Source organism: Cellulosimicrobium sp. BMG9.23, assembly GCF_059159985.1.
This window is the reverse complement of sequence record NZ_JBZGBZ010000004.1, coordinates 126,867-140,431: the sequence shown is the minus strand read 5'-3', so window position 1 is coordinate 140,431 and position 13,565 is coordinate 126,867. Positions and strand designations below refer to the sequence as shown.

The window sequence follows — 13,565 nt, the reverse complement described above, 5'->3', positions numbered from 1 at the left end:
GCCGTCGTCGTGCAGCGGTCAGGCCGTGCGGACCGTCAGGAGTCGCCGCCCACGTTGCCGGACGTCCCGGCGGTGACGTCCATGAGGCGGTACTTCTCGATCGCCTTCGCCGACGCGTCGGCGGGCACCTTGCCCTGCCGGGCGAGGGCCTGCAGCGTGCGCACGACGACGGACGGGCCGTCGATCTTGAAGTGGCGGCGGGCCGCGGCGCGCGTGTCGGAGAAGCCGAAGCCGTCCGCGCCGAGCACCTCGTAGTCGCCCGGGACCCACTTGCGGATCTGGTCGGGGACGAGGTGGTCGTAGTCGCTCGTCGCGACGAACGGACCCTCGGCGCCCGCGAGCTTCGCTGTGACGTACGGCGTGCGCGGCTCGGCCACCGGGTCGAGGAACGCGGCCTGGTCCGCGGCGAGGCCGTCGCGGCGCAGCTCGTTCCAGCTCGTCACGCTCCAGACGTCGGCCGACACGCCCCAGTCCTCCTTGAGGAGCTGCTGCGCCTCGAGCGCCCACGGCACGCCGACGCCGGAGGCGAGGAGCTGGGCCTTCGGACCCTCCGACTCGGACACCGAGATGCGGTGGATGCCGCGCAGGATGCCCTCGACGTCGACGTCCTCCGGCTCGGCCGGATGGAGCATCGGCTCGTTGTACACCGTGAGGTAGTACATGACGTCCTGGTCCCGGCCGTCGGAGCCGTCGCCGAACATGCGCTCGATGCCGTCGCGGACGATGTGCCGGATCTCGTAGCCGTACACCGGGTCGTACTGGACCATGGCCGCGTTCGTGCCCGCGAGGAGCGGCGAGTGCCCGTCGGCGTGCTGCAGGCCCTCGCCGGTGAGCGTGGTGCGGCCCGCGGTGGCCCCGACGATGAAGCCGCGCGTGAGCTGGTCGCCCGCGGCCCAGAACTGGTCGCCGGTGCGCTGGAAGCCGAACATCGAGTAGAAGATGTAGACCGGCACCATGATCTCGCCCTGCGTGGCGTAGGACGTGCCGACGGCCTGGAACGCGGCGGCCGAACCGGCCTCGTTGATGCCGGTGTGCATGATCTGCCCGGCCTCGGACTCCTTGTAGCTCAGCATGAGCTCACGGTCCACGGCGAGGTAGTGCTGGCCCTGCGTGTTGAAGATCTTCGCCGACGGGAAGATCGAGTCCAGCCCGAACGTGCGCGCCTCGTCCGGGATGATCGGCACGATGCGCTTGCCGATCTCCTTGTCCTTGATGAGGTCCTTGAGCAGACGGACGAAGGCCATCGTGGAGGCGATCTCCTGCTGGCCCGAGCCCTTCTTGAGGATCTCGTAGGTCTTCTCGCCCGGGAGCGTGAGGGGCTTCGGCGACGAGCGCCGCTCGGGCACGAAACCGCCGAGCTGGCGGCGGCGGTCCAGGAGGTACTGGATCTCCGGCGCGTCGGCGCCCGGGTGGAAGTACGGGGGCTCGTAGGGGTTCGCCTCGAGCTCCTCGTCGGTGATGGGGATCCGCAGCGAGTCGCGCAGCGTCTTGAGGTCGGCCAGGTTGACCTTCTTCATCTGGTGCGTCGAGTTGCGGCCCGCGAAGGTCGACCCGAGGCCGTAGCCCTTCACCGTGTGCGCGAGGATGACCGTCGGCTGGCCCGTGTGGGCGCGCGCCGCCGCGTACGCCGCGTAGAGCTTGCGGTAGTCGTGCCCGCCGCGCTTGAGGTTCCAGATGTCGTCGTCCGTCATGTTCTCGACGAGCTGCTTGGTGCGCGGGTCGCGCCCGAAGAAGTGCTCGCGGATGAACGCGCCGTTTTCCGCCCGGTACGTCTGGTAGTCGCCGTCGGGCGTGGCGTTCATGAGGTTGACCAGGGCGCGGTCCTTGTCGGCGTTGAGCAGGACGTCCCACTCGCGGCCCCAGATGACCTTGATGACGTTCCAGCCCGCGCCGCGGAACTGCGCCTCGAGCTCCTGGATGATCTTGCCGTTGCCGCGCACCGGGCCGTCGAGACGCTGCAGGTTGCAGTTCACGACGAACGTCAGGTTGTCGAGCTGCTGCTGCGCCGCGAGCTGGAGCATGCCGCGCGACTCGGGCTCGTCCATCTCGCCGTCGCCGAGGAACGCCCAGACGTCCTGCTGGCTCGTGTCCTTGATCCCGCGGTTGTGCAGGTAGCGGTCGGTCCACGCCTGGTAGATCGCGCTCGCCGGGCCGAGGCCCATGGAGACCGTCGGGTACTCCCAGAAGTCTGGCATGAGCCGCGGGTGCGGGTACGACGGCAGGCCGCCGCCCGCGTGCGACTTCTCCTGGCGGAACCCGTCGAGCTGGTCCGCGGAGAGTCGACCCTCGAGGAACGCGCGCGCGTACACGCCGGGGGAGGCGTGACCCTGGAAGTAGATCTGGTCGCCACCGCCCGGGTGGTCCTTGCCGCGGAAGAAGTGGTTGAGGCCCACCTCGTACAGCGTCGCGACGGACGCGTAGGAGGAGATGTGCCCGCCGACCCCGATGCCCGGGCGCTGCGCGCGCGTCACCATGACGGCCGCGTTCCACCGGATCCAGGACCGGTAGCGGCGCTCGAGCGCCTCGTCGCCGGGGAAGTAGGGCTCCTCGTGCACGCCGATCGTGTTCACGTAGGGCGTGGCGAAGGAGGACGGGATGGCGACGTTGCGCTCCCGGGCCCTCTTGAGCAGGTTCAGCAGGACGTAGCGGGCGCGCGGGCCCCCGCGGTCGTCGATCAGGCCGTCGAGGGACTCGACCCACTCGCCGGTCTCGGCGGGGTCGATGTCCGGTACCTGGCTGAGCAGACCATTGATCAGCGGTCCGGTCTCGTCGTACGAAGCCACCAGCAACCTCATATCTCGTCGGATGCCGGACGCCGGTCGCGCGGTACACGCCGGTCGTCCGTCTCGGAGCCACACCGGGCACGCGGCCGCGGCCGCTGGTGGCGACCGCGCCTCTTCACGAGACCAGGGTGGTCTCCCCATTGTGTTCTCATCCGGGCCCGAAGTCACACCAACGAGTGGTCAAGGAGCAGTGATTTCCATGACACGCGCGCGAACCGGGACGCTCGCGGACGACGCGTCGACAGGCCGTGTCCACGGGGTATGCCTTGCCAAGCAGGGCACCGTACGGTGGGCTACCTTTGCCAGACACGGCACAGACACGGCATACGGTGGTCCGCCACCGGCCGTCCGGACCCGCAGGTGCGGGTAGGTCGAGGCCGGTGAGGACAGAGACGGACGAGGAAAGGAACGGCACGACTGTGACGGACACCGCAGGATCCGGCGGTATCGACCGCCTGGGGTTCGCGCCCGGGAACGTGGTCCAGGAGTACGGGTGGTCGGAGGACGTCGACGACGACCTGCGCGCCGACCTCGAGGAGCTCGTCGGCGGAGAGCTGGTCGACGAGGACTACGACGACGTCACCGACGGCGTGATCGTGTGGTGGCGCGAGGGCGACGGGGACCTCACGGACATGCTCGTGGACGTCCAGACCGTCCTCGACGACGGGGGCCTCATCTGGATCCTCACGCTCAAGCCGGGCCGGCCCGGCCACGTCGGCCACAACGACATCCAGGAGGCCGCCACCACCGCGGGCCTGCACGCGACGAGCACGTTCTCGATCGCCCAGGACTGGTCCGCGACGCGCCTCGGGACGCGGGGTCGTGGTCGCTGAGCCGACGACGCCGTCGGGCACCGTGAGCGTCGCGCCACCCGGGCCGGGCGACCCGGCACCGGACTTCACGCTGCCCGACACTCACGGCACGCCGGTCCACCTCGCCGATCTGCGCGGCGGTCCGGTGCTGCTCGTGTTCTACCCGTTCGCGTTCTCCGGGATCTGCACGGGCGAGCTGTGCGAGCTGCGCGACCACCTCGACGAGTTCGAGACGTCCGGCGTGACGCTGCTCGGGATCTCGTGCGACTCCGTCTTCGCCCAGAAGGCGTGGGCGGAGCAGGAGGGGTTCGAGTTCGACCTCCTCGCCGACTTCTGGCCGCACGGCGACGTCGCCCGCGCCTACGGCGTGCTCGACGCAGAGAACGGCCTCGCGCTGCGCGGGTCGTTCCTCGTCGACGCCGACGGGATCGTCCGCTGGTCCGTCGTGAACCCGCGCGGGCAGCGTCGCGACCTCGACGGGTACCGGCGGGCGCTCGAGCAGCTCTGACGCGGTCCGGGCGTCGGCGGGACCTGACGGAGCGGACGAACCGGTAGGCTGTGCACCGCTCGTTCCGGGGCCTGTAGCTCAGCTGGTCAGAGCGCCACGCTTACACCGTGGATGTCGGGGGTTCGAGTCCCTCCGGGCCCACCACCTCCTGTCCGGTACTGACCGCGGTCGGGCGAGGGGCAGGTCCCACCGCACGGACCTGCCCCGACCTTCTCTCATGACGCTGCGGTGACCACGGTTCTCGCGAGGTCCGACCGAGCAGCCAACCGCAGCATCAGCTCTGCCGCGTCGGTGCGGCCGATGCGCAGCGCGGCGTGCAGCGGGCGGTCGTACGCGGTCCGGACGTGCCCGGTGCGAGGGGAGTCGACCACCCTCGGGACGCGCATCGCGGTCCAGTCCAGATCGCACTCGTGCAGCACCTCCTCCATGAGCGCGACGTCGGTGAAGTGCGACCCGAGGACGCCGACTCGAGCGACATCGGGTCGTCGTCGGCCAGGTCGACCGTGACGTTGCGGGCACCGGGTACCGGCGCCGACGTGGCGCGCACGACAGCTGTGACGTCGTGACCGGCGGCGAGGGCCTGGGCGACGGGCTGCTGGCCGATGCGGCCGGTCGGGCCGAGGACGGTGAGCCTCACGGGATCTCCTTCGTGGGCGCGGCGGCGGATCGTCGGGCGGGCAGGATGTTCGCGTTGGCGCGGAAGACGTTCGCCGGGTCGTGCACGGCCTTCAGGCGGGCCAGCCGCGCGAGATCGTCCGGCTCGTAGGCCGTGCTGGTGCGGGCGTGGTCCGCGTTCTCGCCGTGACCCATGAAGTTGAGGAACCGGCCCGCGGTCCAGGGGAGCAGGTCGCGGAACAGCCGATCGAGCGCACGGTGCGCCTCCTCCGGGCCGGTCCCGTCGAGAGGCGCGAGGACCGCGAGCATGTAGGCGGCCGACCGGTGCCCGACGGCGGTCGCGTGCGGAGCCGGGTCGGCCAGCGCGCCACCGAGGCGCCGCAGCTCGACGATCGGGAGAACGGTGGAGTCAGCCATCACGTGACCGAGGACCGTCTCGACGGCCCGGCCGTCCAGTGCGGTCAGCATGGCGTTGTCCGCTGCCCACGCCATCGGGACCGGCGGGTCGTCGTGGATGGAGGCGCTCTCGCTGTACGGCATGACGGAGAGGGTCTCCAGCAACCGCGGGCCGATCGCCCGCAACGGCCGCACGAGGCTCTCGCCGACCTCGGCGCTCTCCGTGCAGGCGATGCGCACGTGATACACCCGGCGTCCGCGCATGGGCTCCGGAAGGAGCGGGTCGTCGGGGAACGGGACCAGCGCGAGTGAGGTGTTCATGGTCCGGGGGAGGTCGGAAGCCCAGTCGACGTAGCGCTCCAGCAGTCCTGGGGCCCGTTCGGCGTCGTAGAAGAGCCCGCCGCCGTAGAGATGGGTCACCGGCACCAGCTCGAACTCCATGGCGGTGACGACACCGACGTTGTCCCGCCCGCCGAGCAGCGCTCCGAAGAGCTCGTCACCCGGGGTGATGCGGCGCAGCCGTGCGTCGGCGGTCACGACGTCCAGGGCGCGCACGCGGTCGGCGGCCCAACCGTGGCTGCGCCCCAGCAGAGGCAGGCCGCCGCCGAGCGTGTAGGAGACGATGCCGACGTGCGGCGCCGAGCCGTTGAGGGGTGCCAGCCCGTGGACGGCGGCAGCCTCGATCACCTGGTCGGAGCGGACGCCGGCTCCCACCCGGGCCGTCTTCGTCGCCGGGTCCACGTGCACCTGGGACATCCGACGGGTGGAGATGAGCATCCCGCCGTCGAGCGGCACGGAAGCACCGTGGCCGGTGCTCTGGACGGCCACCGGCCATCCGCGGTCGGCCGCGAACCGCACCGCTGCCGCGACGTCGTCGGACCCGGTGGCGCCCACGATGACGTCCGGCCGGTGGCGCACCGCCAGGTTGAAGCCCGCGCGCTCCTCGTCGTACCCGTCCTGACCCGGCACCAGCACCGGTCCGTCGGCCTGCATGATGGTCATACCCTGCTCCCTCGATCGATCGGTCGGTCGGGGACACCATGCGGGTCGAAACATGACACCTGCCGTCATATCTGCGTCCTAGAGTCGAACGATGAAGTTCGACCGCCTGCTCTCGATCGTGCTCCTGCTCCAGAACCGCGGACTGGTCACGGCGAAGGAGCTCTCCGACCGCCTCGAGGTGTCGCAGCGCACGATCTACCGCGACGTGGAGTCGCTGTCGGCAGCGGGCGTCCCGGTGTACGCCGAGCGGGGAAAGCACGGTGGCATCGCCCTGGTGGAGGGATTCCGTACCGAGGTCACCGGCCTGACGGCCGACGAGGCCCGCGCGCTGTTCGTGCTCGCCTCCAGGAGCGCTCACTCCGCCCTCGGGCTCGACGACGCGTGGCGTGCCGCGCTCCGCAAGGTCATGGCTGCCCTGCCGGCCTCCCATCGCCCCGCGGCCGAGCTGACCAGCCGCCGGATCCTCGTCGACCCGGAGCGGTGGCGCGCCGCTCCCAGCGCGGACGCCGACGTGGAGGACCTGTACGCCGCCGTCGTCCGCGATCGACGCGTGCGCATCCGCTACCGGCACGGCGACGACCCGCGCGAGCGCACCTACACCGTGGACCCGTACGGGCTCGTGGCCAAGTCCGGCACCTGGTACCTCGTCGCCGACCATCGGAGCCGGCCGCGGCTCTTCCGCGCCGACCGCGTGACGTCCGTCTCGCTCGCCCCCGCCGAGGTGCGTCGGCGCCCAGGGGTCGAGCTGGACGAGGTGTGGGCCGAGCTGCGCCGCACGGTCGAGGACCGCGACGGCGGGTTCGTGGTCGGCATGCGGGTCCGCCGAGGGCGCCTCGACCGGGTGACACGGATCGCGGGTGGGTACTTCGTGGCGCCTCCCACCCCCACCGAGGGCGAGCCGGAGTGGGTCGACGTGATGGTGGCCTACCCGGTGGTGGAGGCCGTCCGGCACCTGCTCCAGTTCGGACCGGACGTCGAGGTCGTGCGGCCTCCGGAGGCTCGCGCTGAGCTGCGCAGGGCATCTGCGCAGATCGCGGCGCTCTACGCCGAGGGGCCCGCAGACACCTAGAGCCGCGGCAGCACCGCGTCCCAGATCGCCCGCAGGATGTCGTTCGCGACGGCCTCGTTGTGGGCCGTCACCGTGACGACGGCGCGCTGCTCGGGCAGCACCACGGAGAACTGGCCGTACCTGCCGTCCGCGCGCCACGCGCCGTCGGGCGTGCAGCGCCACACCTGATAGCCGTACCCGGCGGCCGACTCGGGGTCCGTGGAGAAGGCCGACGAGTCCACCAGGTCCGTGTGCATGGCCCGGACGTAGTCCGCGGGGACCAGCTCGGAGCCCTCCCAGACGCCGTCCTGCAGCAGCAGCCGGCCGACGCGGGCCAGCTCGGACGTCGTGAGGTGCAGGCCCTTGGCCGCCTCGCTGTACCCCAGCGGGCAGCGCAGCCACTGCGGGTTGACCACGCCAAGCGGGTCGAACAGGCGGGGCACGAGGTAGTCGCGCAGGTCCTGCCCGCTCGCCGCCGCGACGGCGCGCCCGAGCAGGTACGTCGACCCGTTGGAGTACTCGAAACGCTCGCCGGGCGGCGCGACGAGGTCCGTGCCCAGGAACGCCGCCGCGATGTCGCGCGGTGCGTCGGCGGGAAGCTCGAACCATGTCACGGGGCTCCCGGAGGACATGTGCAGGAGGTGGCGGATCGTGACGCTCTCGACCCCCGCGCCGAGCCGTCCGTGGTGGGGGACGTGGTCGATGACGACGTCGTCCAGGTCGAGCAGCCCTTCCGCACGGGCGATCCCGACGGCGAGCGCGGTCACCGTCTTCGAGCACGAGTAGACGTTCACGCGGTCGTCCGCGCGGAACCGGTGCTCGACGGGTGCGTGCCCCTCCCGGTCGACGTGGATGCCGTAGCTGCCGAGGGCCCGCTCGGCGTCGGTGCGGGCGTAGTCGGCGAGGAGGTGGTCGTCGTCGGTCACGGTGACCATCATCGCCGACGTGTGGGCGGCGACTGGCAGGCTTCCACCATGCAGCCCGAGGACCAGGCAGACGACGCCCTCTGGACGGTCGAGCGGCACGTGCACGCGGCACCGCCCGCGACGGCGGCGCTCTACCGCGACGTCGAGACCGCCGTGCGCGGCCTCGGTCCGGTGACGCTGTCGGTGTCGCGGTCGTCCATCACGTTCAAGGGGAGCCGACGAGGGTTCGCCGGAGCCCGGCCCACGACGACAGGGGTCGTGGGCTATCTCGACCTCCTGCGCGAGCTGCCGCTCGAGCGGCGGATCCGCTCGGTGAGCCCGTACCAGCGCAACCTGTTCGTCCACCAGTTCGTGCTGCGCGAACCCGACGACCTGGACGAGCAGTTCGTGGGCTGGCTGCGAGAGGCGTACGACGTCGGGTGCGGGGCCCACCTGAAGGGCTCCTGAGGCCCGCGGCACGGAGCGCGGCCCCTGTGTGGGTCGCGACCGGCAGACTCTCGTCGTGCACCTCGTCCTGTCCCGCGCCCCGGCCGACCGCGTGGCGATCACCTCCGTGCCCGACGGCGGCCAGCCGACGACGCGCGCCGTCGTGCGCGAGGAGCTCGCCGACGAGGTCGAGCAGGTGGAGCGGTCGGGTCCTGCGGGCCGGTGGACGTGGGACGACACGAACCGCTGGTACCCCGCGCTGCTCGCTGCGGGCGCCCGGGTGGAGCGTGCGCACGACCTGCGGCTCGCCCGCACGATCCTGCGCCGGTCCGCGCTGACCACCCGGACCCCGTTCGCCGCACGGGAGCCGGGGCCGTGGGACGCCCTGACCGCCGCGCCGGCGGGCCCCGACCCGACGCTCCCGCTCCGTCCTGACTCGCTCTTCGATCTCGGTGCCGACGCGCCCGGGGCGCTCGCGGCGCCGTCGGGCCTGGACCCGCTCCCCGAGCTGACCGACCAGCTCGCGACGGTCGCGGCGGCGCAGGGCACGGACGCCGCGGGCCGCCTGCGGCTGCTCCTCGCGGGCGAGTCCGCCGGGGCGCTCGTCGCGACGGAGATGCACCACGCGGGGCTGCCGTGGCGCTCGGACGTGCACGACGAGATCCTCGCGGACGCGCTCGGGCCTCGCCCGCGGCCGGGCGATCGCCCGGCGCGCATGGAGCAGCTCGTCGAACGCATCCGGGCCGCGCTCGACGCCCCGCCGACGCTCAACCCCGACTCGCACCCGGACCTGCTCAAGGCGCTCCAGTACGCGGGCGTCGGCGCCCGCTCGCTGCGCAAGTGGGAGCTCGAGAAGATCGAGCATCCCGTGATCGAGCCGCTGCTGGAGTACAAGAAGCTCCAGCGGCTGCTCACGGCGAACGGGTGGGCCTGGCTCGACACCTGGGTGCGCGACGGCCGGTTCCGCACCGAGTACGTGGTCGGCGGCGTCGTGACAGGGCGGTGGTCGTCGAGCGGCGGGGGCGCCCTGCAGCTCCCGCGGCAGGTGCGCCGGGCCGTGGTCGCGGACCCGGGCTGGCGGCTCGTCGTCGCCGACGCCGCCCAGCTCGAGCCGCGCGTGCTCGCGGGCCTCGCGCACGACGAGCGCATGGCGGACGCCGGCCGTGGCGTCGACCTGTACGCGGGGATCGTCGCGTCCGGTGCGGTGGCGAGCCGCGAGCACGCGAAGGTCGGCATGCTCGGGGCGATGTACGGCGGGACGACGGGGGACAGCGCCCTGGTCCTGCCGCGGCTCGCGACAGCGTTCCCGGACGCGATCGACCTCGTCGAGCGCGCGGCGCGCGCCGGGGAGCGGGGCGAGGTCGTCACGACGCGGCTCGGGCGCAGCTCCCCGGAGCCCGGCGCCGCCTGGCAGGAGGCGCAGTCGGGTGCGTACGCGGCCGACGACGTGACCGACGGCGCGGGGGGACGCGCGGGCGGCGGTGCCGTCGCCCAGTCGCGAGCCCGGTCGCAGACGCGCGCCTGGGGCCGCTTCACGCGGAACTTCGTCGTCCAGGGCACGGCCGCGGAGTGGGCGCTGTGCTGGCTCGCGTCGATCCGGCGCCGGCTGTGGGCCCTGCCGGTGAGCGAGACCCCGGGGGCCGTCCGCGCGCCGTTCCAGGGTCGCGCGCACCTCGTGTTCTTCCTGCACGACGAGGTGGTCGTGCACGCGCCCGCGGAGCTGGTCGAGGTGGTGGAGCACGAGGTCCGGGAGGCCGCCGCCGAGGCGGGGCGGCTGCTGTTCGGCGACTTCCCGGTCGACTTCCCGCTGTCGGTCGCCGCCGTCGAGCACTACGCGGCGGCGAAGTGACGGCCGTGCCACCACCGCACAGGCGACGTGACGACCGCGTCCGGTGCTGCGGGGCGGGATAGCCTGCCGCCATGACGTTCGACGCCGCCGCGGGGCCTGATCCTGGGCTCGCACCCCCGACGCTCGGCCAGGTCGTGCGCACGCTCGACGAGCTCTACCCGCCGGGCACGGCGGAGGACTGGGACGCCGTCGGTCTCGTCGCCGGCGACCCGGCCGCGCCCGTCCGCAAGGTGCTCCTCGCCGTCGACCCGGTCGAGGAGGTCGCGGACGAGGCGCTGTCCTGGGGTGCGGATCTTCTGGTGACGCACCACCCGCTGTTCCTGCGCCCGGTGCACTCGGTCGCCGCGACGACGTTCAAGGGCTCGCTCGTGCACCGCCTCATCCGGGGCGGGTGCGGACTGTACGTCGCGCACACGAACGCGGACGCCGCCGAGCGGGGCGTCGCGGACGCGCTCGCCGACGCGCTCGGCCTGCTGCACCGCGTGCCCCTCGTCCCGCACGCATCCGAGGGCTCCACGGGTCGTGCCGTGCCCGACGGCGCCGCCGCTCCCGGGCACAGGACGGTCACCACCGGCACGGGAAGGGTCGGGCGGCTGAACGTTCCGACGACGCTGCGAGGGTTCGCCGAGCGTGTCGCCGAGGTGCTGCCCGCGACGGTGCAGGGGGTGCGCGTCGCGGGCGACCTCGACGCGACGGTCGAGTCCGTCGCGGTCGTCGGCGGCTCCGGCGACTCGCTGTTCGACGCGGTCCGCGCCAGCGGTGCCGACGTCTACCTCACGTCCGACCTGCGCCACCACCCGGTGTCCGAGCTCCGCGAGCGGGCGCAGCTCGAGGGCGGGCCGTCGGCGACGCCGTTCCTCGTCGACGTCCCGCACTTCGCGTCCGAGTGGCCGTGGCTCCGCTACGCTGCCGAGGACCTCGCGCGGGCGCTCGCCGCGCGCGGCGAGCGGGTCGAGACACGGATCAGCACCACCGTCACCGATCCCTGGACGGCCCGACTCCCGTCCGCGTCGGCGCCCGGGGCGTCGGCGCCGGGCTGACTCCGTGACGCCGTCGCCCGCGCGCGACCTCCCGAGACCCACCGCGGCGCACCGCGGCACTTGACCGCCCGACCCGACCGCGTCCCACGACCCGACCGGTCCCACGAAAGGAAGCACCACGTGGCCACCGCCCCGCCCGCAGACCAGCTCCGGCTCCTCGACGTCCAGGAGCTCGACACGCGCCTCCAGCAGCTCGCCCACCAGCGCAAGAACCTGCCCGAGCTGGCTCGTATCGCCGAGCTCGACGCGCAGGTGCAGGACCTCGCGACGTCGCTCGTCGAGTCCCGCACGGCGGCGTCCGACCTGCGCCGCGAGCTGAAGAAGGCCGAGACCGACGTCGAGCAGGTGCGCACGCGCGCCGCGCGCGACCAGGCGCGCCTCGACGCCGGGCAGGTCGGGGCGAAGGACGCGCAGGCTCTCGTCGGCGAGCTCGAGTCGCTCGCGCGCCGGCAGGGCGTGCTCGAGGAGGTCGAGCTCGACGTCATGGAGCGCCTCGAGGCGCACGAGGAGGCGCTCGGCCGGCTGGAGTCCGCGAACGCCGAGCTCGAGGCCGCCCGCGCCGAGGTCGTCGCCGCCCGCGACGCCCGCTTCGCCGAGCTGGACGACGAGGCAGCGCAGGTCGCCGAGCGCCGTCGCGCGGCGGCCGACGGGATCGACGCCGCGCTGCTCGCCCTCTACGAGCGCGTGCGCGACCAGAACGGCGGGCGCGGGGTCGTCGCGATGCGCGGGCGCCGGCTCGAGGGCCTCAACGTCGACCTGAGCCCCGCCGAGCTCGAGGCCGTGACGTCGGCGGCCCCGGAGCAGGTCGTCCGGCTCGAGGACTACGGCCACATCGTCGTGCGTCCGGAGGCCGTGGGCGCGTGAGCGCGGACGCACGCCCCGTCGCCGCCCCGAACGGTCCGCAGGGCCCGTCGGGTCGACGTCATCTCGTCGTCGAGGCCGACGGCGGCTCCCGCGGCAACCCCGGGCCGGCGGGCTTCGGCGCCCTGGTGCGCGACGGCGCGAGCGGCCGCGTCCTGGCGGAGCGTGCCGCGTTCCTCGGCACGACGACGAACAACGTCGCCGAGTACTCCGGTCTCGTCGCCGGGCTGCGGGCGGCAGCCGCGATCGACCCGGACGCGGTGGTGACGGTCCGGATGGACTCGCGCCTCGTCGTCGAGCAGATGTCCGGGCGGTGGCAGATCAAGCACGCCGACATGCGCCGCCTGGCGGCGGAGGCCGCGACCGTCCTGCCGGCGGACCACGTGACCTACGAGTGGATCCCCCGCGCGCAGAACGCGGACGCGGACCGGCTCGCGAACGAGGCGATGGATACCGGCGGCACGATCGCCCGGGACCACGGCGTGCGCGACGCGACAGCGGCCGACAACAGGTCGGACGCCGGGGACGGTCGCGAGACCGCGCCGCTCGAGCAGGCTCCCGGGGAGGGGCGCACGGAGGCCGGCGCGACGACCGGTCCGCACGCGCGGCCGTCCGGGGCCACGATCCGCTTCGACGACGCTCCGGCGCTGACGGTCGTGCTCGTCCGGCACGGGCAGACCCCGTTCACGGTCGCGGGGGCGTTCAGCGGCTCGTCGGTCCCCGGCTCGTCGCTCACGCCGCACGGGCGCACGCAGGCGGCGCACGCCGCGGACCTCGTGTTCCGCGTCGGCAGATCGGCGTGGACCGACCTGCCTCGGCCCTCCGTGCTCGTCGCGTCCCCGATGGTGCGCACCCAGGAGACGGCCCGCGCGGTGGGCCGGCGCCTCGGACTGCCCGTGACGACCGACGCGCGCTTCGCCGAGGTCGACTTCGGCGCCTGGGAGGGGCTCACCGCCGAGGAGATCGACGGCCGCTGGCCCGGCCTGCGTCGCGACTGGTACGCGTCGGGCACGGTCGCGGCTCCCGGCGGCGAGTCGGTCGCCGACGTCGGGATCCGGGTGCGTGCAGGGCTCCGCGAGCTCGTCGGCACGCAGCTCGAGGACGCGCCGTCGACGGGGCGCACGGTCGTCGTCGTGGGTCACGCCGTGCAGGTGCGCGCCGCGATCGGCGTCGCCGTCCAGGCCCCTCCGGACCAGTGGTCCCGGTTCCGCGTGCCGCCCGCCTCGGTGAGCATCCTGCGGCTGTGGGCCGACGGGACGAGCGAGCTCGTCGCGCAGGGCGTCCCGAGCGACCTCTGAC

The 13,565-nt window shown here is 73.3% G+C and carries 12 protein-coding genes and 1 tRNA gene; 9 read left to right on the top strand and 4 right to left on the bottom strand.

The annotated features are described in order from the left end of the window. Nucleotides 1-35: 35 nt before the first annotated feature. Nucleotides 36-2,783, bottom strand: a complete 2,748-nt coding sequence (gene aceE, locus AC4H2G_RS07245; RefSeq protein ID WP_494365092.1) for a pyruvate dehydrogenase (acetyl-transferring), homodimeric type — start codon at nt 2,781-2,783, stop codon at nt 36-38. 419 nt (nt 2,784-3,202) lie between these two features. On the opposite strand from aceE, the gene AC4H2G_RS07240 reads away from it, so the two are divergent. From AC4H2G_RS07240 to AC4H2G_RS07230, 3 genes are all read left to right on the top strand, one after another. Next, nucleotides 3,203-3,616: a DUF3052 domain-containing protein gene (locus AC4H2G_RS07240; RefSeq protein ID WP_494365091.1), complete on the top strand. Its 414-nt coding sequence runs from the start codon at nt 3,203-3,205 to the stop codon at nt 3,614-3,616. Beyond that, complete coding sequence (locus AC4H2G_RS07235) at nt 3,606-4,103, top strand: peroxiredoxin (protein ID WP_494365090.1); 498 nt, start codon at nt 3,606-3,608, stop codon at nt 4,101-4,103. Before AC4H2G_RS07240 ends, AC4H2G_RS07235 begins: the two co-directional genes overlap by 11 nt. 67 nt (nt 4,104-4,170) lie before the next feature. Then, nucleotides 4,171-4,247 (top strand) — tRNA-Val (locus AC4H2G_RS07230). A gap of 71 nt (nt 4,248-4,318) precedes the next feature. Here AC4H2G_RS07230 and AC4H2G_RS07225 read toward each other — a convergent pair. Both AC4H2G_RS07225 and AC4H2G_RS07220 read right to left on the bottom strand, forming a co-directional pair. Beyond that, nucleotides 4,319-4,531, bottom strand: coding sequence for a hypothetical protein (locus AC4H2G_RS07225; protein WP_494365089.1), 213 nt, complete (start codon nt 4,529-4,531; stop codon nt 4,319-4,321). Nucleotides 4,532-4,736: 205 nt separating this feature from the next. Continuing rightward, complete coding sequence (locus AC4H2G_RS07220; RefSeq protein WP_494365088.1) at nt 4,737-6,116, bottom strand: FAD-binding oxidoreductase; 1,380 nt, start codon at nt 6,114-6,116, stop codon at nt 4,737-4,739. Between the two features lie 91 nt (nt 6,117-6,207). On the opposite strand from AC4H2G_RS07220, the gene AC4H2G_RS07215 reads away from it, so the two are divergent. Then, nucleotides 6,208-7,185: a helix-turn-helix transcriptional regulator gene (locus AC4H2G_RS07215; RefSeq protein ID WP_494365087.1), complete on the top strand. Its 978-nt coding sequence runs from the start codon at nt 6,208-6,210 to the stop codon at nt 7,183-7,185. Here the strand turns inward: AC4H2G_RS07215 and AC4H2G_RS07210 are convergent. Beyond that, on the bottom strand, nt 7,182-8,090 hold the full coding sequence (locus tag AC4H2G_RS07210; protein ID WP_494365086.1) for a serine hydrolase domain-containing protein: 909 nt from the start codon (nt 8,088-8,090) through the stop codon (nt 7,182-7,184). The genes AC4H2G_RS07215 and AC4H2G_RS07210 overlap by 4 nt on opposite strands. A 48-nt stretch (nt 8,091-8,138) precedes the next feature. Here AC4H2G_RS07210 and AC4H2G_RS07205 point away from each other — a divergent pair, with 48 nt between their 5' ends. From AC4H2G_RS07205 to AC4H2G_RS07185, 5 genes are all read left to right on the top strand, one after another. Next, a complete protein-coding gene (locus AC4H2G_RS07205) occupies nt 8,139-8,537 on the top strand; it encodes a DUF5655 domain-containing protein (RefSeq protein WP_494365085.1) in 399 nt (132 codons plus the stop codon). 55 nt (nt 8,538-8,592) lie between these two features. Then, nucleotides 8,593-10,365 (top strand): bifunctional 3'-5' exonuclease/DNA polymerase, encoded by a 1,773-nt coding sequence (locus AC4H2G_RS07200; RefSeq protein ID WP_494365084.1) that lies wholly within the window; start codon nt 8,593-8,595, stop codon nt 10,363-10,365. Between the two features lie 71 nt (nt 10,366-10,436). Beyond that, a complete protein-coding gene (locus AC4H2G_RS07195) occupies nt 10,437-11,405 on the top strand; it encodes a Nif3-like dinuclear metal center hexameric protein (protein ID WP_494365083.1) in 969 nt (322 codons plus the stop codon). A 120-nt stretch (nt 11,406-11,525) separates the two neighbouring features. After that, nucleotides 11,526-12,269, top strand: coding sequence for a zinc ribbon domain-containing protein (locus AC4H2G_RS07190; RefSeq protein WP_494365082.1), 744 nt, complete (start codon nt 11,526-11,528; stop codon nt 12,267-12,269). After that, complete coding sequence (locus AC4H2G_RS07185; RefSeq protein WP_494365081.1) at nt 12,266-13,564, top strand: bifunctional RNase H/acid phosphatase; 1,299 nt, start codon at nt 12,266-12,268, stop codon at nt 13,562-13,564. The genes AC4H2G_RS07190 and AC4H2G_RS07185 overlap by 4 nt, the downstream gene beginning before the upstream one ends. Nucleotide 13,565 lies beyond the last annotated feature (1 nt).

Excerpts from the sequence above, each read along its gene's own strand:
- AC4H2G_RS07225 (WP_494365089.1), bottom strand. The coding sequence starts at position 4,531 with ATGGAGGAGGTGCTGCACGAGTGCGATCTGGACTGGACCGCGATGCGC.
- AC4H2G_RS07220 (WP_494365088.1), bottom strand. The coding sequence starts at position 6,116 with ATGACCATCATGCAGGCCGACGGACCGGTGCTGGTGCCGGGTCAGGAC.
- AC4H2G_RS07215 (WP_494365087.1), top strand. The coding sequence starts at position 6,208 with ATGAAGTTCGACCGCCTGCTCTCGATCGTGCTCCTGCTCCAGAACCGC.
- AC4H2G_RS07205 (WP_494365085.1), top strand. The coding sequence starts at position 8,139 with ATGCAGCCCGAGGACCAGGCAGACGACGCCCTCTGGACGGTCGAGCGG.
- AC4H2G_RS07195 (WP_494365083.1), top strand. The coding sequence starts at position 10,437 with ATGACGTTCGACGCCGCCGCGGGGCCTGATCCTGGGCTCGCACCCCCG.